This window comes from Phenylobacterium kunshanense (assembly GCF_003254525.1).
Taxonomy (GTDB): domain Bacteria; phylum Pseudomonadota; class Alphaproteobacteria; order Caulobacterales; family Caulobacteraceae; genus Phenylobacterium; species Phenylobacterium kunshanense.
The window spans coordinates 148344-172203 of the sequence record NZ_QFYS01000001.1 but is presented as its reverse complement, the minus strand read 5'-3'; the positions used below and the strand labels follow the sequence as shown (position 1 = coordinate 172203).

20 protein-coding genes are annotated in these 23860 nt (G+C 68.5%); 8 read left to right on the top strand and 12 right to left on the bottom strand.

Translation table 11 applies throughout. From position 1 onward, the window contains the following. Positions 1 to 130 precede the first annotated feature (130 nt). The gene (gene hspQ, locus DJ019_RS00745; RefSeq protein WP_111274078.1) at positions 131 to 460 is read left to right on the top strand and encodes a heat shock protein HspQ; all 330 of its coding nucleotides are present in this window, start codon (positions 131 to 133) and stop codon (positions 458 to 460) included. A 104-nt stretch (positions 461 to 564) separates the two neighbouring features. Further along, positions 565 to 1434, top strand: coding sequence for a phenylalanine 4-monooxygenase (gene phhA, locus DJ019_RS00740; protein ID WP_111274077.1), 870 nt, complete (start codon positions 565 to 567; stop codon positions 1432 to 1434). Here phhA and DJ019_RS00735 read toward each other — a convergent pair. Then, positions 1431 to 5576 carry a translocation/assembly module TamB domain-containing protein gene (locus DJ019_RS00735; protein ID WP_240606326.1) on the bottom strand — a complete coding sequence of 1382 codons (4146 nt, stop codon included), beginning with the start codon at positions 5574 to 5576 and terminating at the stop codon, positions 1431 to 1433. The two genes, phhA and DJ019_RS00735, sit on opposite strands and share 4 nt — an antisense overlap. Beyond that, positions 5573 to 7351 (bottom strand): autotransporter assembly complex protein TamA, encoded by a 1779-nt coding sequence (locus tag DJ019_RS00730; RefSeq protein WP_240606325.1) that lies wholly within the window; start codon positions 7349 to 7351, stop codon positions 5573 to 5575. The genes DJ019_RS00735 and DJ019_RS00730 overlap by 4 nt, the downstream gene beginning before the upstream one ends. Before the next feature lie 251 nt (positions 7352 to 7602). Here DJ019_RS00730 and DJ019_RS00725 point away from each other — a divergent pair, with 251 nt between their 5' ends. The 3 genes from DJ019_RS00725 to DJ019_RS00715 are packed head-to-tail and all read left to right on the top strand — an operon-like array spanning position 7603 to position 11021. Next, positions 7603 to 9030, top strand: a complete 1428-nt coding sequence (locus tag DJ019_RS00725; RefSeq protein WP_111274725.1) for a circularly permuted type 2 ATP-grasp protein — start codon at positions 7603 to 7605, stop codon at positions 9028 to 9030. Between the two features lie 34 nt (positions 9031 to 9064). Continuing rightward, positions 9065 to 10012, top strand: a complete 948-nt coding sequence (locus DJ019_RS00720) for an alpha-E domain-containing protein (protein ID WP_111274075.1) — start codon at positions 9065 to 9067, stop codon at positions 10010 to 10012. A gap of 13 nt (positions 10013 to 10025) precedes the next feature. Beyond that, positions 10026 to 11021 carry a transglutaminase family protein gene (locus DJ019_RS00715; RefSeq protein ID WP_111274074.1) on the top strand — a complete coding sequence of 332 codons (996 nt, stop codon included), beginning with the start codon at positions 10026 to 10028 and terminating at the stop codon, positions 11019 to 11021. A gap of 116 nt (positions 11022 to 11137) precedes the next feature. Here DJ019_RS00715 and DJ019_RS00710 read toward each other — a convergent pair whose 3' ends face one another. The 6 genes from DJ019_RS00710 to pstS (DJ019_RS00685) all read right to left on the bottom strand — a co-directional run bounded on the left by DJ019_RS00710 (position 11138) and on the right by pstS (DJ019_RS00685) (position 16800). Further along, positions 11138 to 12094, bottom strand: a complete 957-nt coding sequence (locus DJ019_RS00710) for an FAD-dependent oxidoreductase (RefSeq protein WP_240606324.1) — start codon at positions 12092 to 12094, stop codon at positions 11138 to 11140. 342 nt (positions 12095 to 12436) lie between these two features. Then, complete coding sequence (phoU, locus tag DJ019_RS00705; protein WP_111274072.1) at positions 12437 to 13105, bottom strand: phosphate signaling complex protein PhoU; 669 nt, start codon at positions 13103 to 13105, stop codon at positions 12437 to 12439. Between the two features lie 11 nt (positions 13106 to 13116). Further along, positions 13117 to 13926 (bottom strand): phosphate ABC transporter ATP-binding protein PstB, encoded by an 810-nt coding sequence (gene pstB / locus DJ019_RS00700; RefSeq protein ID WP_111274071.1) that lies wholly within the window; start codon positions 13924 to 13926, stop codon positions 13117 to 13119. After that, the gene (gene pstA, locus DJ019_RS00695; protein WP_111274070.1) at positions 13923 to 14774 is read right to left on the bottom strand and encodes a phosphate ABC transporter permease PstA; all 852 of its coding nucleotides are present in this window, start codon (positions 14772 to 14774) and stop codon (positions 13923 to 13925) included. Before pstA ends, pstB begins: the two co-directional genes overlap by 4 nt. After that, a complete protein-coding gene (gene pstC / locus DJ019_RS00690) occupies positions 14771 to 15727 on the bottom strand; it encodes a phosphate ABC transporter permease subunit PstC (protein WP_111274069.1) in 957 nt (318 codons plus the stop codon). The genes pstA and pstC overlap by 4 nt, the downstream gene beginning before the upstream one ends. After that, positions 15724 to 16800, bottom strand: a complete 1077-nt coding sequence (pstS, locus tag DJ019_RS00685) for a phosphate ABC transporter substrate-binding protein PstS (protein ID WP_111274068.1) — start codon at positions 16798 to 16800, stop codon at positions 15724 to 15726. Before pstS (DJ019_RS00685) ends, pstC begins: the two co-directional genes overlap by 4 nt. A 147-nt stretch (positions 16801 to 16947) precedes the next feature. Here pstS (DJ019_RS00685) and DJ019_RS00680 point away from each other — a divergent pair, with 147 nt between their 5' ends. After that, on the top strand, positions 16948 to 17589 hold the full coding sequence (locus DJ019_RS00680; RefSeq protein WP_240606323.1) for a DUF47 domain-containing protein: 642 nt from the start codon (positions 16948 to 16950) through the stop codon (positions 17587 to 17589). Positions 17590 to 17595: 6 nt separating this feature from the next. Then, entirely contained in the window at positions 17596 to 18609 is a 1014-nt protein-coding gene (locus DJ019_RS00675) for an inorganic phosphate transporter (RefSeq protein ID WP_111274067.1), read from the top strand. Position 18610: 1 nt separating this feature from the next. Here the strand turns inward: DJ019_RS00675 and pstS (DJ019_RS00670) are convergent, their stop codons facing one another. Continuing rightward, positions 18611 to 19648 carry a phosphate ABC transporter substrate-binding protein PstS gene (pstS, locus tag DJ019_RS00670; RefSeq protein WP_111274066.1) on the bottom strand — a complete coding sequence of 346 codons (1038 nt, stop codon included), beginning with the start codon at positions 19646 to 19648 and terminating at the stop codon, positions 18611 to 18613. Between the two features lie 207 nt (positions 19649 to 19855). On the opposite strand from pstS (DJ019_RS00670), the gene DJ019_RS00665 reads away from it, so the two are divergent. Next, positions 19856 to 21436 (top strand): porin, encoded by a 1581-nt coding sequence (locus tag DJ019_RS00665; protein ID WP_111274065.1) that lies wholly within the window; start codon positions 19856 to 19858, stop codon positions 21434 to 21436. A gap of 139 nt (positions 21437 to 21575) precedes the next feature. Here DJ019_RS00665 and DJ019_RS00660 read toward each other — a convergent pair whose 3' ends face one another. From DJ019_RS00660 to phoU (DJ019_RS00650), 3 genes are all read right to left on the bottom strand, one after another. Then, on the bottom strand, positions 21576 to 22379 hold the full coding sequence (locus tag DJ019_RS00660; RefSeq protein WP_111274064.1) for a UDP-2,3-diacylglucosamine diphosphatase: 804 nt from the start codon (positions 22377 to 22379) through the stop codon (positions 21576 to 21578). 66 nt (positions 22380 to 22445) lie between these two features. Next, positions 22446 to 23135, bottom strand: coding sequence for a phosphate regulon transcriptional regulator PhoB (phoB, locus tag DJ019_RS00655; RefSeq protein ID WP_111274063.1), 690 nt, complete (start codon positions 23133 to 23135; stop codon positions 22446 to 22448). After that, positions 23132 to 23827 (bottom strand): phosphate signaling complex protein PhoU, encoded by a 696-nt coding sequence (gene phoU, locus DJ019_RS00650; protein ID WP_240606322.1) that lies wholly within the window; start codon positions 23825 to 23827, stop codon positions 23132 to 23134. Before phoU (DJ019_RS00650) ends, phoB begins: the two co-directional genes overlap by 4 nt. Between the last annotated feature and the right edge of the window lie 33 nt (positions 23828 to 23860).

The following is a 23860-nucleotide window of genomic DNA, read 5'->3' as shown; positions in this document are numbered from 1 at the left end:
ACTCCGGCCAGCGCCTCATTTCGAGGCGACCTTAGCAAGCCGAACGGGCGCCCGGAAGCCGAGCCTTGAATGACAGTGACGCGTCGCTACGTTCACCTTCCAGTCAGAAGGAGCGTTTTAGATTCGGATCATGAGCACGCGACTCGCCAAATTCACGATCGGCCAAGTCGTTCGCCACCGGGTCTATCCCTTCCGTGGCGTGATCTTCGACGTCGACCCGGAGTTCGCGAACACCGAGGAATACTGGCTGTCGATCCCCGAGCACATCCGGCCGCACAAGGAGCAGCCGTTCTACCACCTGCTCGCCGAGAACGACGACAGCGCCTACGTGGCCTATGTCTCGGAGCAGAACCTGCTGCCCGACGACACCGGACAACCGGTCGGACATCCTCAAGCGTCCCTGATCTTCGACAAATTCGACGAAGGTCAGTATCGCCTCCGCCCCGGGATCGGGCACTAGATCGCCCTCGACCCAACCGTCGGACGCATAAACCTTCCGCCTGAACCCGGTTTTGCGGGATATTTCGAACGGAACTTCCGGGAGGAAGCGGCCAATCTCGCGCCATGAGCGCAGACGGACACAACCTGCCCCCGCCGGGCGCGCGGGCGGACTGGACGATCGACCAGAACTGGGACCGCTACACGGCGGCCGAGCACCAGGTCTGGATCAAGCTCTATGAGCGGCAGTCGGCTCTGCTGCCTGGCCGCGCTTGCGATCCGTTCCTGAGGGGCCTCGACGCGCTCGACCTCCACCGCGCCGGCATTCCGGACTTCGCCCGGATCAACGAGGAGCTTCAGCGGCTGACCGGGTGGACGGTCGTCGCCGTGCCGGGACTCGTCCCGGACGACGTCTTCTTCGAGCATCTCGCGAACCGGCGCTTCCCCGCAGGTCACTTCATCCGCAAGCCGGAGGAACTGGACTACCTCCAGGAACCGGATGTGTTCCACGATGTGTTCGGCCACGTGCCGATGCTCACCGATCCCACCTTCGCCGACTACATGCAGGCGTATGGCGAGGGCGGCTTGCGCGCCCTTCATCTGGGCCAGCTGCACAACCTGGCGCGCCTCTACTGGTACACGGTGGAGTTCGGTCTCCTGCAGACCCCCGCGGGGCTGCGAATCTACGGGGCCGGCATCGTCTCCAGCCATGCCGAGTCGATCTTCGCCCTCGACGATCCTTCGCCGAACCGGCTGGGCTTCGACCTGGGCCGCGTGATGCGCACGCCCTACCGGATCGACGACTTCCAGCAGGTCTATTTCGTCGTGCCGTCGCTGCAGGCTTTGCTGGACGCGACGCTGGCCGACTTCGGCGCCCTCTACGCCTGGCTCGGCGCGCAGCCGGACGTGCCGATCGACGCCGTTCTCCCGAGCGACCAGGTCTTCACGCGCGGAACTCAGGCTTACGCGAAGGCTGGCGGCCGCGGCCGGGCCTAGTAGTCCTTCCGCCATCGGATCGCGAGGCGGTTTCCCGTCTGGCCGGCGATCCGCGAAAGCAGCGACAGGTTCTTGCGGATCCGCCATTCGACCTGCGCCGAGGGGCCTTCACGACCGCCGCCGGTCAGCTCCAGGTAGACATCGTCCGTCAGGTACTTGCCGCCGGAGACGGTCACCCCGGATTCCTCGTCGCCGCCAAAGGCGAGCCGGTCGAGTCCCGCAAAGCTGCGCAGGTTGCCGATCACGTCCAGCCCACCGCCGCCTGACAGCGCCGAGAGCGCCGAAGCAAGCTGAGCGGCCTCGACTGCGGAGAGCTGCGATGCGGACCGCTCGAACAGCACCTTCGACAGCACCTCGTCATTGGGCAGGTTGGGCGACGAGACCAGGGTGATTTCCGGACGCGCCGCAGTTCCGCGAATACGGACCGTGACGGTCAGCGAGGGATCTTCGCGCACGGCGTCCAGTTGGAGCCGGATATTCTGAGGCCGCGTCGAGAGATAGACCACGCCCCGGTCGTCGAACTCGAACCGCTTTCCGGCGAAGTCGTAGTCGCCGCGGACGACGCGCGCCTCGCCGGTCAGGTCCGGCCTGGACGTCGTCCCGCCAACATGGGCGTCCAGCGACAGCTCCATGTCGAGCCCCCGGCCGCGCAGGAACACCCGACGCGGCGCGCGAAGCTTCACGTCCAGGGCCCAGCCGTCGCCGCTGCGGACGCGCGGCGGCAGGCCGAGCGACAGGTCATCGGGACGGTTCACCTCCCGGACATCCATCGCCACCACGCCCGTCGGCGTCGGGGGATCGGCGGCGACCTCCGCCTGGTCGATCACCAGATCGCCTGTGAGCGTCACCTTTCCGTCGGTCGCGCGCCGGATCGTCGCCTGACCGCTTGCGGACGCGGTGGCCATTTCGTTGTCGATCAGGCGGAAGCCGCGCAGATCCAGGCGGAAGCTCGACACACCGTCGCGCTGGAGGCTCACGTGTCCCTGCCCGGCGACGGATCCCCCGTGACCATCGACACCCCGCGCCTCGCTGACATCGATCCCATCCTCGGCAAACACGGCCGCGAGGGTGACCTCACGGAGCGAAAGGCCCGAGACGCCGTCGTCGAAGCGGCCGCGCTCCACCGAAACCCGGCCCGTCGCGCGGGGAGACGCCAGGCTGCCGGCCAAAGTCCCTTCCGTGCGGACGAATCCGGCCAGGGACCGGTCACCGCCCATGAAGAGATCCCACAGAGGCCGAACCTCCCCCTCAGCGGAGAAGCGTCCCCGCATGGGCCGTTGCCGGGCGATCGCGACGCGGAATGGCCGGGCGGACGTTTCCGCTGGCAGGACGAGGCTCGCTTCCGCGCGCAGTCCCTGGTCGTTGGTGGTGGCCGCCTCCAGCGAGACGGCGTCGCCGGCAAGGCGCGCTTGAAGAGTCCCATCCACACCCTGGCTGGCAGGTGACCCACGCCCCCGCGCGTCAAGAAGGCGCGCCTGGAGGGATCCATCCAACCTCTGCCCCTGCCCCCGCAGCGCCAGCGTCGCTTCGACCCGTCCGTCCAGGTCGGCGTTGAACAGCGTCAGGCCCAGGTTCGCGACCCGGGCCTCCACCTCGGCCACATCTCCCCGCAGCGCGGCGTCCAGGTCGAGCCGGCCGCCGTTCGATCCGACAAGCCGCACGCGGGCCGCCTGATCGCCGCCGCCAAGACGGAAGTTGGCGGTCTCGGCCGTCCGCAGTTCCTGCCCCCCGATCGCGCCGCCACCGTCGAAGGTGACCAGATATCCCCCGGCCTGATCGTCCAGGACGCCGCGGCCATCCAGGGTCCAGGCGCCCCGCTCCGAGACCCCCCTCGCATCCACCGAATAGGGCAGGCGCGTCAGCGCTCCGTCTGCAACAATCTTGGCCGTCCGGATGGTGATTGCAGAGCCCGCAGCCCGCGCGTTCTCTGCGGTCAGGTTCAGTGTCGCCCGGGGTCCGCCGGCCCCGTCGACCACCTGGGCCCGCCCCGCGATCCGTCCGGCGTCCAGCAAGGCGCCCCGTCCGATGTCGAGGGTCAGGTCCGCGGCCGATGGAGCGCTGCGCCGGAGGGATAGTTGGCCTCGGGCCCGCACGCCGCCGGCGTCGATCACGAGGTCCGAGAGATCCACCCCGCCTCTCGGGAAGCGGAACGATGCGCCAGCGCGCGCCGGGCCGTAGCCGCTTGAGGCCGTAAGGGCGACCGTCCCATCCGAGCCATCCACCCTGCGCTGGAAGACCAGCGCGAGCTTGGCATCGCGCAGCGGAAGTCGCGGCACGTCGATCTGCTCGATGTCGGCGGACAGATCCAGGCGCGGCGCAGTGAGCGTGCCGCTGACCCCGCCCATCCCCCGGGCGCGCCCGGAAATTTCCACGGGCCCAGCTCTGAAGGGCCCGGTCGCGGTCCAGTCGGTCTTGAAGGCCAGGCGTTGATCGCGCTCCATGACGCCGGCCGCGGTCGCATCGAGCGCCGCGCCATCCAACGCCGCGCGGGTAATGGCGACACGACCGGCCTGCCACGTTCCCTGCGCCTCGAGGCGCGGCTGCCCGCCGAGCAATCGATCCAGTTCGGCCATGCCGAGGGCCAGGCGCTGGCCGCGCGCATCAAGCGTGATCGTCCACGGGCCGTCCGCTCGCGCCTGGGACGCCCGCCACGCCATGTCCAGCGCACCCGAGGCGCCTTCGCGAGCGGCCGCAAGGTTCGAGACCTGCGCATCGCCCTTGAAGCCCACGGCTCCGAGCAGGGTCCTTTCGCCGCTGGCCGAAAGCTTCAGCCCGCGCCCCGAAAGGTCGAGCCGACGCACGACCATCTGGCCATTGGCGAGTCGACGCGCATCGAGGCTGGCCACGGGGTTTGCGCCAAGCATGGCGGCCGCCAGCCCGGCCCCCTGCCCGCCCGCGCCTGTCAGCTGTGTCTCCAGCGCATAGGCGCCCTTCTCCCGGGCGACCTGCACTGGCCCGGAAATGCGCTGCAGCCGATACGCCCCGAGACCGACATCCATCAGCACGGCGGATCCCTCGAACCGCCAGTCCGCCCCTTGCGCCGTCACGCCACCCGTCAGGCGTCCGGGACCGAGGTCGCCAGCGCCGAGCAGTCGCGACAGTGAAGGCGCCTGGGCGTCGAGCCGCACGGCGGAAAGCCGTCGCTTGCCAAGGTCGCCGGGCCCGAATGCATGCAGGCTCGCCCCGTCGGCGCGCAGTCTGAGATCCAGCGCATAATCCCCGGCCCGCGTCTTGCGGCCGGCCAGGCCGAACAGGACCCTGGCGCCCAGGCGCTCGGCGACCGGCGCTGTGAGGTCGGAGGCCGCAAGGAGGACCCGCCCGCCGGCCTGCCCTCCCTGCGGGCTCCAGGCGCCGCTGGCGATCAGGGGGGTCACGTCACCGGTCTTGGCGACGGCGGTGAAGCGCCCCTCCGACACCGTGCCGTCCGCCCGAAGATCGAGATGGAAGGGCCGATCGGCGGGTAGGCCCAGGGAGCCGGCGATGGCCCCGCCCCTCGCCTCCTCAGCCGCCGCGACGATCTTCAGCGGACCGGGGCCTCCCAGCGCCAGCTCGACATCCAGGCGGTCGCCGGGATGCAGCACGCTGGTCGCCGCGAGCGTTCCGCTGCGCCCGCCGCGCCGCTCGATGTCCAGCGCCGCCTTCAGGTCATAGACGCCGCGGGTCTGGGCGAATGCAGGCTCCAGGGTGAGACGCGTGGCGAGCCGGTCGATGTGGAACGACACCGGAAGGCCCCGGTCCTTGCCCTTGGGTCCCATGGCCGGGCGCCGAAGCACCCGCACCGATCCCGCGGTGACGACGTCGGCGTCGAACCTGCGCCGGAGAAGCTCGGCGTAGTTCCACTTGATGTGGACGTCCCTGGCTTCGAGCCAGACGCCCTTTTCGTCCCGGATGGTGAGTCGCTGCGCACGCACGTCCCGCCAGACGTCGCCGGACAGGCCCTCGATCCTCAGCCGTCCGATACGCCCGAGCTTCAGCCCGTCCGTGCGCGCCTCGATCAGCAGGCGCACCTGAGGCAGCAGCACCCCGTAGCGCGTGACGCCGGCCACCAGCAGCAGCGTGGCCGCCATGGTCGCCAGGACGGCCAGGATCGCCCTCGGCCATCGCGAGCGCACGCGCGCCGGAATGTCGGCAGCATCGCTCAAAAGCTCTGTCCGATGCTCAGGTAGACCTGGAATGGGGCCTCGCCGCGCCGACGCGCCACAGGCGTGGCGACGTCGATGCGGATCGGCGCAAAGCCCAGGTTGTAGCGAACGCCGATCCCTGCGCCGACGGCCATGTCCCCAACGTCGATGACACTCGACGAGCCGACCGCTCCGGCATCCACGAAGAGCGCCACGCCCCACTTCGCCGTCAGGTCCCGGCGCACCTCAACCGAGCTCTCGAGCAGCGAAACCCCGCCGCGCGGGGTATTGTCCGCCAGCCGAGGCCCAACGGCCTGGTAGGGAAAGCCGCGCACGGACCCGCCGCCGCCGGCGAAGAAGCGCTGGGACGCCGGCACCTGGTCCACGGACCCGTTGATGATGCGTCCAAGCCGGAGACGCCCGGCCACGACGGTGTGGGCGCGCTTGTCGAGCGCCCAGTAGTAGGTCCCCTGTGTCACCGCGCGCAGATAGGGCAGATTGGTGTCGCCGACGATCAGCGTCGGCTCCAGCCGGGCGCTGAGCCTCCAGCCGGACGTCGGATTCAGCGGATCGTTCGAGCGGTCCAGCATTACGTCGCCCAGGACCGCCAGCGTTACGAGGTCGCGGCCGAGAGCGCTCAGAGCGCCGTTTGTCTTCTCTGTCGACCGCGTCGCATCCACCGAGCCGCCGACGGTGACGTAGGAGGTTCGTCCGTAGCGACGCGTCACGTCGGCCTGCAGCCCGAAGCCATCCTCGTCATAGGCGTCAGTCTCGACGCGGTAGGCGGCGGCGCTGGTGCGCAACGTCTGCTGCGCCCGACGCCAATGGGGCAGCGAGACGCTGGCCTCGGCTCGCGTGTCGCGATCGGAATACTGGCCCAACAGCGCGATGGTGTCCGCTCGGCCAAGGCGGTTGTAGTGCGTCCAGCGCGCATTGACGCCTACGCCGTCGACCGTCGCGTAGCTGGCCGCCGTCTCGATGGTGCGCGGCTTTCGTTCCGCCAGGCTCACCACCACGGGACGCCGGCCGTTGGCGGTCGCCTTCTCCGGCGGCGCCAGCGCCACGGTGACGGAGTCGTACACGCCGGTGTCGAGGAGCCGGCGCTCCAGCTCGGCCACTTCGTCAGGGCTGTAGGCGTCGCCTGCCGTCCACGGCGCCAGACCGCGCAGCCAGGCCGGCCGGGTCCGCCCTGCGGCGACGATATCCAGGTCGTCCAGCCGGACGAGGCCCCCCGCCGCGATCCTGTAGGTTGGCCGCACGGAATGGTCCGCATGATCCACCACCACGTCCCTGGGCTCAGCCACCGCGTCGGCATAGCCGCGCTGCTGGATCTCGGCCACGATCCGCCCTTCGGCGGCGATCACGTCCACGGCCCGGCCCGGCGTGCCGGGGGACAGGTTCATCGCGCGACGGGCGGCCACCGCGGCCTCGGAGTCCGGCGCCTCGCCCCGCCATTCGATGCCTGCCTCGCCGATCAGGAACAGCGGACCGGGGGCGATCTTCACAAGCGGACGGGGCGGATCGGTCTCGCTGACGTCCGGGCTGACCGTATACGCATAATAGCCCTCGGAACGGAGAACGGCGATCGCGTCCTCGGCGGCGGCGCGGGCGCGCCGACGCGCCTCGAACCGGTTCTCGATCGGACGGTCGCTGTCGCCCACGACCCGCTGGATCGTGGCCCGCAGGTCCGCATCCATGTCACCTTCGACCGTCGCCTTGGGCTCGGCCGCAAGAGCGGCGCCGCCAGACGCGCAAAGGACCGCCGAGGCGGCGACGGCATACACCAGTCGACCCAAGCCCGATTCCCCGTTGGCGCCCCCTCTGCGGATGTAGCCGGGCCTCCAGACCCTGTCATCCGCCCGTTGCGGCCGTCGGCGCCCAATTCTTGGGCAGGCGCCCGGGAGCCATCCGTCGAGGTCGGAATTTCGTCACCGTGCTTCCGGGCGGGCCGTAAGCGTCATACTGATTTACCAAGCGAGGGCGGAAAGGCGTGGAATCCACCGTGAGCGCCAGGCTGGACGAACCGGCGAGCGACGCCGCGAGCCCGATGGGCCCCTATGATGAGATGCGCGCGCCGCTTGGTGAGGTTCGGCCGCACTACGCGGCCCTGCAGGCGCGGCTCTCCACGCTCAGCGCCGCGGAGCTGGCGGACCGCCAGAAGACGCAGGAGCGGTTCTTCCTGCTCCAGGGCATCACGTTCACGGTCTACGGCGCCGAGAGTTCGACCGAGCGGATCATCCCGACAGATATCCTGCCGCGGATCATCCCAGCGGCCGAGTGGTCCCGGATCGAGGCCGGCCTGACCCAGCGCCTGCGGGCCCTGAACATGTTCCTGGCGGATATCTACTCGGAGCAGCAGATCCTCATGGATGGGGTGGTGCCGCGCGAGTTGGTGATGCAGGCGCCCTCGTACCGCCGCGAGATGCAGAACCTCTACGTTCCGCACAACGCCTACGCCAACGTCTGTGGTTCGGACCTCATTCGCCAGGAGAACGGCGAGTTCGCCGTGCTTGAGGACAACCTGCGGGTTCCCTCCGGCGTCTCGTACATGCTGGCCAACCGCGAGGCGTCCAAGCGCGTCTTCCCCGGCACCTTCAGGGCCGCAGGGGTACGGGCGATCGATCGCTATCCCGACCTCCTGCTGACCACGCTGAAGAGCATGGCGGCCGACTGGCGGCCGAACCCGCAGGTCGTGGTGCTCACACCCGGCGTCTACAACTCCGCCTACTACGAGCATGCCTACCTCGCCCGCCTGATGGGCGTGCCGCTGGTCGAGGGACGCGACCTCGTGGTCCACGACAACATGGTCTACATGCGCACAACGACGGGCCTGCGCCGGATCGACGTGATCTACCGCCGGGTGGACGACGACTTCATCGACCCCCTCACCTTCCGACGCGACAGCTCGCTGGGCGCGGCTGGGCTCTTCAATGCCTATCGCGCGGGCAACGTCGTGATCTGCAACGCGCCGGGCACGGGGGTCGCGGACGACAAGGCGGTCTATGCCTACGTCCCCGAGATCATCCGCTACTACCTGGGCGAGGACGCGATCCTTCCCAACATCGAGACCTATCTCTGCCGCGAGCCCGCCCAGCTCAGCCACGTCCTGGCCAATCTCGACAAGCTGGTGGTCAAGGCCGTCGGCGCGTCGGGCGGCTACGGGATGCTGGTCGGCCCGCACTCCACCAAGGCCCAGCGCGACGCCTTCGCGGACGCCCTGCGGGCCGATCCGTCCAACTACATCGCCCAGCCGACCATCCAGCTTTCGACCGCACCTTGCCTGATCGATGGGGCCGTGGAGCCGCGCCACGTCGACCTGCGCCCCTTCATCCTCTCCGGCGAGAAGATCGTGGTCACGCCCGGCGCGCTGACCCGCGTCGCGCTCAAGAAGGGATCGCTGGTGGTCAATTCCAGCCAGGGCGGTGGCTCCAAGGACACCTGGGTGCTCTCGGACGGCAAGGGAGACCGCTCATGATGCTCGCCAAGCCTCTTCGTGAAGGAACGCGAGCATGATGCTCGCGAGGGTCGCCGACAGCCTCTACTGGATCGGCCGTTACGTGGAGCGGGCCGAGCACATGTGCCGCCTCTCGGACGTGATGCTCAACGCCACGCTGGATCGTTCGGAGGCCGCCACCCAGGTGGCGCGGATCGCCCTGGCCGCCGTGGGCGACCCCGACGCCGCCAAGGCCGGGAACCCCTATGAAGCCGCTCAGGCGCTGACGCTCGATCGTGACGATGCGGGCTCGATCTACTCGTCCATCGCCCGGGCGCGGGAGAACGCCCGCCAGGTGCGCGACCAGATCACCACCGAGACCTGGGAGCGGCTGAACCTCATCTATCTGCGCATGAGCTCGCCCGATGCGGTCAAGGCGTTCGAGGGCGGCTCGCAGGTCTTCCTCCACGACACCATCGCCGACCTCCACCTCTTCAAGGGGGCCGGCGACGCCACGATGAGCCACGGCGAGGGCTGGAGCTTCCTGCTCCTCGGCGTCTACCTGGAACGGGCCCAGCTCATCGGCGCGCTACTGGAGGTGGTGTTCGGCGAAGGCCGACAACGGCGCCCCATCCGCGACCACTTCGCCCTCACCAACGTCCTGCGGATGGGGTGCGCGCTGGAGCCGTACCTTCGCGTCTACACGGCCGAGATGCAGCCTCGCTACATTCTGCAGTTCCTCATGCTGGACGAGGACTTCCCGCGCTCGATGCGGTTCTGCACCCAGCAGATCGAACAGCACTTGGCCGCCATCATCCGCCACGCGGGTCTCGCCGGCCGTGTCGGCCCCGACCGATTGGCCGGTCGCCTGCGCGCCCGCCTGCAGTACGCGGACATCGACGAGCTGGAGACCCAGGGCGCCAGCGCATTCCTGAAGACCGTGCTCGACGAGTGCGCCGCCATCCACCGCAGCCTCTACGACGCCTTCGTGGCCTATCCCCTCGAAGACCGCCTCCCGGCCTAGGAGACCTTCAAACGTGTTGCTCGAGGTTCGCCACGTCACCCAGTACCAGTACGCCGTCCCCGTGCGCGAAAGCGTCATGGAGGTGTGGATGCAGCCGCAACGCAGCGCGCGCCAGCGGCTGGTCAGCTTCGACCTCGATATCGACCCGCCGACCCAGGTGTTCTCGTACGCCGACAGCTTCGGCAACGCCGTCTACCATTTCGACGTGCCGCAGCCGCACGACCGGCTGACCATCACCGCCCGCTCCGCGGTGGAGACCCAAGCCCCCGCGCCTCTGCCGGACCACCTCGACCAAGGGGAATGGGATCGTCTGAGATCGGACTTCCTCCGGGGGGAGAACTTCGACTTCCTGCACCCTCACGGCTTCGCCCGCGAGACCGGGTTGCTGCATGCCTACATGGCCGAACACGAGATCGACGACCTGCGCCGCCGGGACCCGCTGACCGCCTTGCAGGGGCTGAACCGCAAGATCTACGAATCCTTCGGCTACGAAGCCGGGGTAACCCGCGCCGACAGCCCGATCGACGATGTGCTGCGGGCCCGCAAGGGCGTCTGCCAGGACTTCGTGCACGTGATGCTGGCCATCCTGCGATCCTGGGGCGTTCCGGCGCGCTACGTCTCCGGCTACCTCTTCACCGACCGCAAGCATGGCGACCGCTCGGATCCCGACGCCACCCACGCCTGGGTGGAAGCGTTCCTCCCCAGCCTGCGCTGGATCGGCTTCGACCCCACCAACAACACCGTGGCCACCGAGCGCCACATCGCCTGCGCGGTTGGTCGCGACTATTCGGACGTGCCCCCGTCACGCGGCGTCTACAAGGGCGAGGCCGAGAGCCTGCTGGCGGTGGGGGTGTCGGTGCGCAAGGCGCGGGCGGCCATCAGCGAGCCTGAGTTCCTGCGCGTCTCGCGGCCCGCGAGCCGCAACGGCGCGCCGGGCCGGCGGGTTGCTCCGGGCGCCGCCCATGAGCACCAGCAGCGTCTGCATCAGATGCAGCAACAGCAGCAGTAGGGGCGCTGCGGCGGGAGAGCGCTCTTGCGACAACGCTCTGACCCACCATCCAGAATGGGGCCGGGATCGGCGCGCGGATGGGCCGTCGTAGCCCGCCGCAGCCGCTTCAATATAGGTCAGCCGCGCGCCGCGAACAGGGGCGCGATGGTGGCGATGGCTCGCTCGGCCTCCCCCCGGTCGGGCGCTTCGTTCGGATCGTTGTAGCCGTAGCTCTCGTCCGCGCCTGAGTACTGAACCACCATGCCATCACGCCGCGAGATCGTGCCGACCCCCTTGTAGTAGAGGCCGTAGGCGACCTCGGGCTGGGGGATGAGCCAGGCGATCTGTCCGCGTACGGGCACGACGCTCTCGTCCCGCCAAAGCGCACGAGCGCCATAGCCGGTGCAGTTGATGATCACCGTCTCCTTCAGGCGCGACAGGTCGGAAGGATGGTGGAATTCCATGGTCTCGATACGGCCGCCCGCCTGGAGGAATTCCGAGGTCAGCAGGTGGCCATAGGCGGTGATGTTGAACATCGGCAGGGTCTGCCTGCGTGCGAACCGGGTCGGGAACGGGTGCTGGCCGGGCTCCAGCGGTTCGCTCGGCGCCCAGATGTCCTGCAGACGCCGCCCATAGTGCGCGAAGCCCATCGGGTCATGCGGCGCGACGCTCGGCGAGTCGGCGAGCATGTAGCGCTCGGTCCATTCCACCGGTCCGTCGCCGAGGCCCAGGTATTGGTGGTGCATGCGCCACGAGGTTCGGGCCATCTCCTCCCATCGCGCGGGGAATTCGCCATCTACGGCGCTGCTGAGGGCGATGCGCGAGTCCGGCGACCAGACCCCTGTGGCTCGCGTCGACCGGCTGTCGAGGACGCGCTCCTTGGCATAGATGGTGACGTTCGCCCCGGCGCGCCGGGCGACCGTCGCCGCGGTCATGCCGAGCGCACCGGCGCCGAGGACCGCCACCTCCTTCGCCCCTCCGGCCAGCGCCGTCCGCACGACCGACACCGCAGAGCCCCACGAGAGCGACCAGCCGCTGCCGCCATGGCCGTAGTTGTGAACCACCAGCTTGTCGCCGACGGTCTCGGCGTCCATGCGCGGTCCCGCGGCCCGGAAGGGGCGCAGGCACACCGTGATCCCCATGAGCCGCCGAATGTCCGCGCGGATCGGCGCGAGCTGCGGCGCTGGGCGGAACGGCGGCCTTGCCGGGCCGGCGGTCGCGCAGCCCCCGAGCAGGCCAACTCCCGCCAGGCCGGCAGCTCCGCCCAGCAGCGAACGGCGATCTGGTTGAACGATCCGGACTCGTGACACGCGCACCCCCTCACTCGGCCCACCGGAGAAAAAGGCCATGGAGCCGCCGGCGCAACCGCCACGCTCCGATTGTCGCCGCTCGCCCGGCGACGGGCGCCTGCTGCGACAGAGTTTGGGCGCCGGCGCCTACAGCTTCGGCCGGTCGGCCAGCTCGTGGCCGGTGATCTGGTAGTGGACCAGTTCGGCGATGTTGGTGGCGTGGTCGCCGATGCGCTCGAGGTTCTTGGCGATGAACAGCAGGTGCGTGCAGTCGCCGACGCTTTCGGGATCCGAAGCCATGCAGCTCACGATCTCGCGGAGGGTGACTTCATGCCGCTCGTCGATATCGGTGTCCTTGAGCCAGACGTCATACGCCCCCTGAGCATCGTCGGTGCGGTACGCCTCGACGACGGCGGCCAGGCGTTCGGTCACAAGCCGACCCAGATCTCCGATCGGGTCGGCCTGGGCGGCGGCAGCGGGCTTGGTCATCCGACCGACGCGCTTGCCGATGTTCTTCGCCAGGTCGCCGCAGCGTTCGAGCTGCATCGCGATCTTCATCGCCGCGATTGTCCGGCGCAGGTCGTCGGCGACCGGCTGGCGCAGGGCGATGAAGCGGACAGCGCGCTTCTCGATCTCGGCGTCCTGGAGGTCGAGCGCGTCATCGCCACGAACCACCTTGGCGGCGGCGGTGAGGTCATGGGCCGTGAATACATCCACCGATGCCCGCACCTGCGCGACGGCGAGGTCGCCCATGGCGGACACGTCGTGACCCAGGCCTGCCAGTTCGGTGTCGATCGCCTTGATCGTGTGTTCCATCGAACCCTCCCCTAGCCGAAGCGGCCGGTGATGTAGTCGCGGGCGCGCGTGGTCACCGGGTTGGTGAACACCTGTTCCGTCTCCCCGAACTCGACCAACTTGCCGAGGTACATGAAGCCGGTGTGGTCCGACAGTCGCGCCGCCTGGCCCATGTTGTGGGTCACGATGACGATCGTGTAGTCGCGCTTCAGCTCGGCGATCGTCTCTTCCAGGCGCGCCGTGGAAATCGGATCCAGCGCCGACGCCGGCTCGTCGAGCAGCAGCACCTCCGGCCGCACCGCGATGCCGCGCGCGACGCACAGCCGCTGCTGCTGGCCGCCGGAAAGGCTGAGCCCCGATTCCCGCAGCTTGTCCTTCACCTCGTCCCACAGCGCGGCGCGCCGCAGAGAGTCTTCGACGCGCGCCGCGAGGTCGGCCTTGGACAGCTTCTCGTAGAGCCGGACGCCGTACGCGACATTGTCGAAGATCGACATCGGGAACGGCGTCGGCTTCTGGAACACCATGCCGACCCGCGCGCGGAGCGAGGCCACGTCGACGCGCGATCCCAGCACGTCCTCGCCGTCGAGCAACACCTGCCCCGTCGCCTTCTGGCCCGGATACAGGCTGTAGATCCGGTTGAGCGTGCGCAGCAGGGTGGACTTGCCACAGCCGGACGGGCCGATAAGCGCGGTCACGGCATTGGCCGCGAAGCCGACGTTGACGTCGAACAGGGCCTGTTTCTGTCCGTAGAAGAAGTTGAGGTTCTTCACGGCCAGCTTCACCGTCTCGGACGGCAGCTCCAGGATCGCCGTTTCGGGCGGGGATTCCAGTTGGACGTTCATGAGCGGCGAGGCTCCCGGGCGAGCATTCGGGCGGCGACGGTGACCGTCAGCACGGTGGCGGCGATCAGCAGCGCGCCGGCCCAGGCCAGGCGTCGCCAGTCGTCATAGGCCGAAAGCGCGTAGTTGAAGATGACGACCGGCAGATTGGCGGTCGGCTTGGTGAGGTCGAGGCTGAAGAACTGATTGTTCAGCGCCGTGAAGAGCAGCGGGGCGGTCTCACCGCTGATGCGGGCGAACGCCAGCAAGGCGCCCGTGAGCATTCCACCCTGCGCCGACTTCCAGATCACCGCCAGGATGGTGCGCCAGACGGGAGCCCCCAGGGCCACGCTGGCCTCGCGCAGGGAGACCGGTTGCAGCCGCAGAACGTCTTCGGTCGTGCGGGTGATGACGGGCGCGGCGATGAGCCCCAGCGCCACCGAGCCAGCGAGCCCCGAGAACCCCTTCAGCGGGGCGACGAAGATCTCATAGACGAAGAGACCGACCAGGATCGACGGAGCCGAAAGAAGCACGTCATTCAGGAAGCGGACGACCTTCCCGTATCGGCTGTCGCGTGCGTATTCCGAGAGCCACGTTCCGGCCAGCACCCCCACGATCACGGCGCCAACCATGGCGACCACGCACATCATGAGCGAACCCACGATGGCGTTCGCCAGGCCGCCTTCAGAACCGGGCGCCGGCGTGGACTTGGTGAAGACGTTGGCGTCGAGACCTGCGACGCCCTGACTGACGAGTGACCAGAGGATCGCCGCGAGCGCGACGATGGCGAGACCGGTCGCCGCCCAGCAGAACGCCAGGAAGGCGGCCTCGCCGATGCGGCGCGATAGACGGGGTGAGCCGGCGTGGATCATGCGTGCGCCTGCCGTCCGATGAGCAGCCGGGCCAGGGCCAGGACTGCGAAGGTGATGAGGAACAGCACCAGGCCCAGGGCGATCAGGGACGAGGTATGAGCCTCACCCGTGGCCTCTGCGAATTCGTTGGCGATCGTCGAGGCGATCGTCGAGCCCGAGGCGAAGATCGAGGTCGGGAAACCGTGCGCGTTCCCGATGATGAAGGTGACGGCCATGGTCTCGCCGAGGGCGCGGCCAAGACCCAGCATCACAGCTCCGATCGCGCCCGTCCGCACATAGGGGATGCTGACGTTCCGGATGACTTCGAACGTGGTCGAACCGAGACCGTAGGCGCTCTCGCGCACCTGGGCCGGAATGGTCAGCAGCAGCTCGCGCATGGTCGCGGCGATGAACGGCAGGATCATGATCGCCAGGATGATCGAGGCCGACAGGATACCCGCGCCGTTGGGCACGCCCGTGGTGATCGTCTCCCATAGGGTGCCCGGCTTGGCGGACATCATGATCGGCATCTGCACGTGCTTGGCGAACCAGGGCGCGAACACGAACAGGCCCCACATGCCGTAGACGATCGATGGAATGCCCGCGAGGAGCTCCACGGCGGTGCCAATGGGACGGCGCAGCATGGGAGGACAGAGTTCCACCAGGAAGATCGCAATGCCGAACGCCAAAGGCAGGGCGAACAGCAGCGCCAGGGTGGCCGTGACGAGCGTGCCGGTCACTGCGCCCGCGGCGCCGTAGATTTCCTGGACCGGATCCCAGGTGGCGCTGGTGAAGAACGAGAGGCCGAAGCGCTCGAAGGCCGGCCAGCCGCCGATGGCGAGAGAGACCACCAGGCCTCCCAGAGCCGTCAGGAGCAATGTGGCCGCACCGAAACAGAGCGCTTCGAACAGGCGGTCCAGGGCCGCACCCCGGGCCGCCCGGGGCGCGCCACCGGCTTCGGCGACGGTGGTCATTGAGCGGCCGGGACGTAGACCGGTTTGCCGTCAGGGCCGACGATCGCCGACCAGCTCGACCGCACGCGCTGTTTCAGATCGGCCGGGAGCGGAACATAGGCCAGCTCGTTCGCAGCCGCGTCGCCCTTCGCATAGGCCCAGTCCACGAAGCTCAGCACGCTCTTGCCCGTCGCCGCATCGGCCTGAGCCTTGTGCATCAGGATGAAGGTCGCGCCCGTGATCGGCCAGGCGTTGGCGCCCGGCTGGTTGATCAGCAGCAGATAGAAGCCAGGCGCCTTGGACCAGTCCGCACCGCTGGCCGCAGCCGCAAAGCTCTCGGCCGTCGGGTTCACGAAGGTCCCGGCCGCGTTCTGGAGCGCGGCATGAGCCAGGCCGTTCTGCTTGGCGAAGGCGTACTCGACGTAGCCGATCGCGCCGGGCGTCTGCTTCACATAGCCGGAGACGCCGTCGTTGCCCTTGCCGCCTTGCCCAGCCGGCCAGGCGACCGCGTCGCTGGCGCCGACCTTGGCCCACTGGGGCGCGACCGCCGTCAGGTAGCTGGTGAAGAGGAAGGTCGTGCCCGAGCCGTCCGAACGGTGCACCACGGTGATCGGCAGGTTCGGCAGGGCGACGCCCGGATTCGCCTGGGCGATCGCCGGATCGTTCCACTTCTTGACCGTGCCGAGGAAGATGTCGGCGAGCAGCGGGCCGGTGAGCTTGATCTGGCCCGGCGTCACGCCCGGCAGGTTCACGATGGGAACCACGCCCCCGATGACGGTCGGGAATTGGACCAGACCGGCTTCGTTCAGTTCCTCGGGCTTCAGCGGCTTGTCGCTCGCGCCGAAAGCCACGGTCTTGGCCTTGATCTGCTTGATTCCGCCGCCGGAGCCGATGGCCTGGTAGTTCAGGGCGAGCCCAGTCTCCGCCTTCTGGGCTTCGGCCCACTTGGCATAGAGCGGCGCCGGGAAGGTCGCGCCGGCGCCGGCGATCTGGGCGCCCGCGGGCGCCTTGGCTTCGCCGGCCTTGTCACTGTTGTTGCTGCACGCCGTCAGGGCCAGACAGGCCGCAACGCCGACGAGGACTTTCCGGAACATACCCACCTCCGTCCGAAGGATCTTGGGGCCGCTCTACGCGGGGCATGTGACAGCTACGCAAAGCTTTTGCGACAGTTCGGTGACGCCCGCTACGGAACACTGTAAGAGCCGCGGCGTCGCGCCGCAAAGCTGTCGAAGAGGTCTTCCGTGAACTGGTTCCAGGCCCTGATGCCCAAGGAGGGCCGGTTCTTCGACCTGTTCGAACGTCACGCCGAGACCTTGTGCGCGGGAGCCGCCTCCCTGCATCGCCTGCTGGAGGGTGGTCCCGAGACGCCGGAATACGGCGCGGCGGTCGCCAGGCACGAGAACGACGCGGACGAGATCACCCGCGAGGTGATGCTGCTGGTCCGGCGGACCTTCATCACCCCGTTCGACCGGGCCGACATCATCGACCTGATCAGCTCGATGGACGACGCCATCGACCAGATGCACAAGACCGCCAAGGTCACCGCGCTCTTCGAGCAGCACACCTTCCAACCCGACATGGTTCGCCTGGGCGAGGTGATCGTGAAGACGGCGGACCTCGTCGCCGAGGCCGTCCGGCTTCTCCGGGCGATGAAGAACAACGCCGCCCGCCTGAACACCATCACCGACCAGGTCACGCGGCTGGAGGAAGAGTCCGACCATCTCTATGACGCCGGCATCGCCGCGCTCTACCGCGAGGTCGGGAAGACCGATCCGATGGGCTACATCATCGGGGCCGAGATCTACGACCACCTGGAAAAGGTGGTGGACCGGTTCGAGGACGTGGCCAACCGGATCAGCGGCGTGCTGATCGAGCACCTCTAGCCCGCCATGGACCTGCTCGCGGCCGGCTGGCTGCTCATCTTCCTGATCGGCGTCGCCCTGGCGTTCGATTTCCTCAACGGCCTGCACGATGCGGCCAATTCCATCGCCACGGTGGTCTCCACCCGCGTGCTCTCGCCACGGGTGGCCGTCGCATGGGCGGCCTTCTTCAATTTCATCGCCTTCCTGTTCTTCGGCCTCCACGTGGCCAACACGGTGGGCAAGGGAATCATCTCGGCGGACATTGTCTCCGACGCCGTGATCTTCGGCGCCCTGGGTGGCGCCATCAGCTGGAACGTCATCACGTGGATCGCCGGGATCCCCTCGTCGTCCTCGCACGCGCTGATTGGCGGCCTGCTGGGCGCCGGGCTCGCCAAGGCCGGCTTCGAGGGCGTGGTGTGGAGCGGCGTCCTGAAGACCGTCGCCGGCATCGTGGTCTCACCGACGCTCGGATTCGTGCTCGCCCTCGTGCTGGTCTTTGCGATCAGCTGGCTCTTCGTCCGGGCCACGCCCGCCTTCGCCGACTCCACCTTCCGAAAGCTTCAGCTCGTCTCGGCCGCGATGTTCTCGCTGGGCCACGGCGGGAACGACGCCCAGAAGACCATGGGGATCATCGCCGTGCTGCTCTATTCCCACGGCCAGCTCGGCGCGGAGTTCCACGTGCCGTTCTGGGTCGTGATCACATGTCAGGCCGCCCTGGGGCTCGGGACGCTCTTCGGAGGCTGGCGCATCGTGCACACGATGGGCTCGAAGATCACCCGGCTCTCGCCCCAGCAGGGCTTCTGCGCTGAGACGGGCGGCGCCATCACCATCTTCCTGGCTACGCACATCGGGGTGCCGATCTCCACCACCCACACGATCACCGGCGCCATCGTCGGCGTCGGCGCATCGCGGCGCATGTCGGCCGTCCGCTGGAACGTGGCCAGCCGGATCGTGTGGGCGTGGGTCGTCACCCTGCCCGCCTCGGGCCTGATCGCCGCACTGTTCTACGGCGCGGCGAGGCTGGCGGACCGGGCGTTCTAGCTCAGCGATAGACGGGCTTGCCGTCGGGCCCCAGGACCTTCGCCCAGGACTTGCGCACCATCTCCTTCACGGCCGGCGGCATCGGAAGATAGTCCAACTGCTGGGCTGCGGCGTCGCCGTTCCGATAGGCCCAGTCGAAGAACGCCAGCACCTCGCGCCCCTTCTGGGCGTCGGCCTGCCGGGTCTTCACGAGGATGAAGGTCGCGCCCGTGATCGGCCAGGCCTCCGCGCCAGGCTGGTCCAGCAGCAGCAGGTAGAACCCGGGCGCCGCCTTCCAGTTCGCATTTGCCGCCGCCGCTGCGAAATTGGCCGCGGCTGGCGCAACGTACTTGCCGGCCTTGTTCTGCAGCAGGGCGTAGGTCAGGCCGTTCTGCTTGGCGAAGGCGTACTCCACGTAGCCGATCGCGCCGGGGGTCTGCTTCACATAGGCCGCGACTCCGTCGTTGCCCTTGCCGCCCAGACCCACCGGCCATTTCACGGCGTCGTTGGCCCCGACCTCGCTGGCCCAGCGCGGGGCTTTCATGGCGAGATAGCTCGTGAACAGGAAGGTGGTGCCCGACCCGTCCGACCGATGGACGACCGTGATCGGCAGGTTCGGAAGGGTAAGGCCCGGATTGTACTTCGCGATCAGCGGGTCGTTCCACTTCTTGACCACGCCCCGGTAGATGTCGGCGGTGAGCGCGCCGGTCAGCTTGAGCTGGCCCGACTTAAGCCCGGGCACGTTCACCACGGGCACCACGCCGCCCATCACCGTGGGGAACATCGTGAAGCCATTGGCCGCCAGGTCGTCGGGCTTCAACGGCTTATCGGTCGCGCCGAAATCCACGGTGCCCGCGGTGATCTGGCGGATGCCGCCACCCGACCCGATGGCCTGATAGTTGAGCCGGTCCCCGGTCTGGGCCCGATACCCCTCAGCCCACTTGGCGTAGAGCGGCGCCGGGAAGGTCGCCCCCGCGCCCGAGATGTCCGCCGACTGGGCGGAACCGGCGCCAGCGAGCGCGATAGCGGCCACAAGGCCAGTCAGATAGCGTTTGAACATCGAAGATCCCTCGTCCGGGGCGCAGTCTGCGCCGCTCGAGGGGCGTGTAGGATCGTCGTGCAAAAGCTGCGCGACAGTGTCGCGGCAGTTCCATGACAGCGGTGATTGTCATGTCGTTGTCATGCTTCTTTTGCGCCATTGTCACACACTCGCCCTAGGACCGCCGCGAACGGATCGCGGGAGAGCGATCGGCAAGAGGTTCCAGACATGGCCATATCCCCCTCGCGCACGTGGCTAGGCGCCAGCCTCGCGGGCATCCTGCTCTGCGGCGCGTCTTCCGCCGCCATGGCCGCGCCCGCCGACGCCGCCAAGCTCCAGGCGATGCAGCAGCAGCTCGACGAGATGCGCGCGCAGCTCCAGCAGATGCAGTCCGCAACTCAGGCTGACGCGCGGCTGACCGCCATGCAGCAGCAGCTGGACACCATGGCTGCTCAGCTCGCGGCGATGAAGACGACCCAGGATGAAACGTCCGCGGACATCGCGACGCTCAAGCTACCCCCGGCTCCGGCCTCGGTGTCGGCGACACTGTCCAACGGCAAGCCAGGCTTCGCCACCGCTGACGGCCGCTTCTCCGCCAACGTTCGTGCGATCGTGATGTTGGACGCCGGGAAATATTTCCAGGATGGGGGTCTCGCCGCAAATGTCCCTGGCCGCGATCTGGGTGAAGGCACGAACTTCCGGCGGGCGCGTCTCGGCCTGGACGGTCGCCTCTTCACCGACTTCGACTATGCCTTCGTCTACGAATTCGGCGGGTCGGGCGCCGAGGAGTCGGGGCGGCTCTATGAGGCCTCGGTGACCTACACCGCGCTCAAGCCGTTCCGCATCAAGCTGGGCGCCTACGAGCCCAACATCGGCCTCGCAGCGGCCGTCTCCACCAGCCAGATGCCGCTGATGGAGCGTCCCGCCCCGGCCGAGATCGCGCGCAACGTGGCCGCGGGCGACTCGCGCGTGACGGCGCAGGTGACTGGCGCCGGCAGTTTCGGCAGCGGCGACTCCGGCCTTGCGACACGCTGGTTCGCCTCCACCGCCGTCACGGGCTCCACGATCGGCGCGGCGCAGAGCTTCGACGAGCAGACCGCCTGGATCGGCCGCGTCGCGCTGGCCCCCTTCAACGGTCCGGCCTGGCAGGCGCATTTCGGCGCCAACTATCAGTACGTGATCCACCCGGGCGACGCCGGCCCCTCCGCGACGCCGCGCTATCCCGCTCAGCTTCGCGATCGGCCGGAACTGCGGATCGACGGCACGCGATTGATCGACACCGGCGCGATCGACGCTCGGCATGTCAGCGTCCTGGGGCTCGAAGCGGGTCTCACCGCCGGTCCCTTCCTGATCGAGGGTGAATGGTACCGGTATGACATCGACCGTCGCATCACCACGGCGGTGGCCCCGAAGGATCCCCGCTTCGACGGCTGGTACGTCCAGGGCGCCTGGGTGCTGACGGGGGAAAGCCGGCCCTACAACCCGGCCGAGGCCCGCTTCGATGCGCCAAAGCCCGCCTACAACTTCAGCCCGGCGGCCGGAGCCTGGGGCGCGTTCGAGGTGGCGGCACGCTATTCGGTGACCGACCTCAACTACCGCGCCGGCCCTCAGGGTACGACGTCCGTCCTCGGCGCCGTCCGCGGCGGCGAGCAGAAGATCCTGACCTTCGGGGCCAACTGGTACCTGAACCCGACCATCCGCCTGATGCTGGACTACCAGCACGTCGACATCGATCGCCTGAACGCGGCCGGAGCCCAGATCGGCCAGGACTACGACGCCGTGGCCGGCCGGATGCAGGTGTCGTTCTGACGTCACGAGGCAGACACGCGCGAGGCGTACGCTCCGGCTCAGTATCCCCTCGCGTATCTCTCCAGTCGGCCAACCCCGATGGCCGCACGGCCGCGACCTCCCCCCGGTCGCGGCCAATTTTTTGCGCCTATGGCCTGGCTCAGGCGGCAAGCGGCTCGGCGAACGGGATGGGCTGGGCGGCCAGGACCTTGCGTTCTTCCAGCCAGTGGACGATCCGGAATTCGCCCTCGAAGCCCTCCACCAGCGCGGTGCAGCTTTCCACCCAGTCGCCGTCGTTCAGATAGAGGACGCCATCCATCTCGCGCATCTCGGCCTTGTGGATGTGGCCGCAGATCACGCCGGCGACGCCGCGGCGGCGGGCTTCGTCGGCCATGGCCGTCTCGAACTGGTCGATGAAGGCGACGGCGTCCTTCACGCGATGTTTCAGGAAGGCCGAAAGGCTCCAGTAGCCCAGGCCCATCAGCTTTCGCAGCCGGTTGAAGTGGGTGTTCAGCCCGAGCAGCGCCCGGTAGCTCCAGTCGCCCAGGAAGGCGAGCCACTTGGCGTTCTGCACCACGCCGTCGAACTCGTCGCCGTGGGTCACCAGATAGCGTCGGCCGTCCGCTGCCTCGTGGATCGCATCCCGCGCCACCACCACCCCGCCGAAATGGACGCCGCAGAAATCGCGGATCCGATCGTCATGGTTGCCAGGCACATAGACGACCCGGACGCCCTTGCGCGCCAGGCGCAGGATCTTCTGGACGACGTCATTGTGGCCCTGCGGCCAGTACCAGCCGCTCTTCATCTTCCAACCGTCGACGATATCGCCGACCAGGTAGAGGGTGTCGCACTCGAGCTCGCGGATGAACTCGAGGAGCAGGTCGGCCTGGCAGCCCTTGGTTCCCAGGTGGATGTCGGAGATGAACGCCGCACGGCAACGAACGGCGGGTGAAGCCTCAGGCATCGCGGTCCCCCAAAACTGCGAAGTGGGGTTGCGTTACGGGGAGTCGGTGACAGGGGCGTGACGCCCCTATCCCTCCGTATCCAGGGCGTAGCCGGCCGAACGGACCGTCCGGATCAGGTCCGGCGCGCCAGGCTGGCGCAACGCCTTGCGCAGCCGTCCCACATGGACGTCCACGGTTCGCACTTCGACATAGGTGTTGGCGCCCCAGACCGCGTCCAGCAGGCGCTCGCGGCTGAACACCCGACCCGGCCGCTGCATCAGGAAATCCAGCAGGCGGTATTCAGTCGGGCCCAGGTGCACGTCCTTGCCCGCGCGGGTCACGCGGTGGCGGCCACGGTCGAGGACCAGATCGGCGTACTCCAGCCGCTCCTCCACCAGTTCGGGCCGGGTGCGGCGAAGCAGGGCCCGGATCCGCGCCACCAGTTCGCTCATAGAGAACGGCTTGACCACATAGTCGTCGGCGCCGGTGTCCAGGCCGCGGACCTTGTCACCCTCCTCGCCCCGGGCGGTCAGCATCAGGACCGGTGTGCGACGGGTCTCCGCGCCCGCGCGGAGCTGTCGGCAGACCTCGACGCCCGAGACCTTCGGCAGCATCCAGTCCAGGACCACCAGATCCGGCGGCTCCTCCGCGACGCGCAACAGCGCTTCCTCGCCATCCGCCGCGCGTTCGACGCGGAAGCCTTCCTTCATGAGGTTGTAGTCGAGAAGCGTCGCCAGCGCGTCCTCATCCTCGACGACCAGAACGTACGGGGTCACGACTTGAGGCCCTCCAATTGGGGCAGGCTCACCTTGGGACGCTCGCCGATCAGTTCGCGGCCCGTCATCTGGAAGTGCAGGATCTCGGCGATGTTGGTCGCGTGATCGCCGATCCGCTCGAGGTTCTTGGCGACGAAGAGCAGGTGGGCCCCGGTCTCCACAGCGCCGGGATGGGCGGTCATGAAGGCCAGGAGTTCGCGGAAGAGGCTCTCGTAGTGCTCGTCCACCTCCCCGTCCCGCCGCCAGACGTCGAGCGCTGGCTCCACGTCCCCGGCCGCATAGGCGTCCAGAACCTCCCGCAGGCGGGCCGCCACCAGCCGCCCCATGCGCTCGATCGCGCCAGTGAGCGGCAGCAGCGGCTCCCCCGAGGAGAGCACCAGGCTGCGCTTGGCGATGTTGCGGGCCAGATCGCCGCAGCGTTCCAGGTTCATGGCGAGCTTCAGGGTCGAGATCGCCCGCCGCAGGTCCACGTCCACCGGACGATGCCGCTCGATGAGGTCCAGGGCCCGCTGCTCGACTTCGCTCTGCAGGGTGTCGAGGCGCAGGTCGCGCACGATCAGCGCCTGGGCCAGGGGAACGTCGCGCCGGACCACGGCGTCGACGGCGTCCACGACCTGGGCCTCGGCGAGACCGCCCATGCGGATCACCTCGGCCACCAGTTGTCGCAACTCGGACTGATACGTACGTGTCACTTGGCCCTCTCTGTTGGCGGGCAAACTAATGCG

Excerpts from the sequence above, each read along its gene's own strand:
- pstB (WP_111274071.1), bottom strand. The coding sequence starts at position 13,926 with ATGAACGTCCAACTGGAATCCCCGCCCGAAACGGCGATCCTGGAGCTG.
- DJ019_RS00675 (WP_111274067.1), top strand. The coding sequence starts at position 17,596 with ATGGACCTGCTCGCGGCCGGCTGGCTGCTCATCTTCCTGATCGGCGTC.
- DJ019_RS00660 (WP_111274064.1), bottom strand. The coding sequence starts at position 22,379 with ATGCCTGAGGCTTCACCCGCCGTTCGTTGCCGTGCGGCGTTCATCTCC.
- hspQ (WP_111274078.1), top strand. The coding sequence starts at position 131 with ATGAGCACGCGACTCGCCAAATTCACGATCGGCCAAGTCGTTCGCCAC.
- DJ019_RS00710 (WP_240606324.1), bottom strand. The coding sequence starts at position 12,094 with ATGGACGCCGAGACCGTCGGCGACAAGCTGGTGGTTCACAACTACGGC.
- DJ019_RS00665 (WP_111274065.1), top strand. The coding sequence starts at position 19,856 with ATGGCCATATCCCCCTCGCGCACGTGGCTAGGCGCCAGCCTCGCGGGC.
- DJ019_RS00725 (WP_111274725.1), top strand. The coding sequence starts at position 7,603 with ATGGGCCCCTATGATGAGATGCGCGCGCCGCTTGGTGAGGTTCGGCCG.
- pstA (WP_111274070.1), bottom strand. The coding sequence starts at position 14,774 with ATGATCCACGCCGGCTCACCCCGTCTATCGCGCCGCATCGGCGAGGCC.
- pstS (WP_111274068.1), bottom strand. The coding sequence starts at position 16,800 with ATGTTCCGGAAAGTCCTCGTCGGCGTTGCGGCCTGTCTGGCCCTGACG.
- DJ019_RS00720 (WP_111274075.1), top strand. The coding sequence starts at position 9,065 with ATGATGCTCGCGAGGGTCGCCGACAGCCTCTACTGGATCGGCCGTTAC.
- pstS (WP_111274066.1), bottom strand. The coding sequence starts at position 19,648 with ATGTTCAAACGCTATCTGACTGGCCTTGTGGCCGCTATCGCGCTCGCT.
- phhA (WP_111274077.1), top strand. The coding sequence starts at position 565 with ATGAGCGCAGACGGACACAACCTGCCCCCGCCGGGCGCGCGGGCGGAC.
- phoU (WP_111274072.1), bottom strand. The coding sequence starts at position 13,105 with ATGGAACACACGATCAAGGCGATCGACACCGAACTGGCAGGCCTGGGT.
- pstC (WP_111274069.1), bottom strand. The coding sequence starts at position 15,727 with ATGACCACCGTCGCCGAAGCCGGTGGCGCGCCCCGGGCGGCCCGGGGT.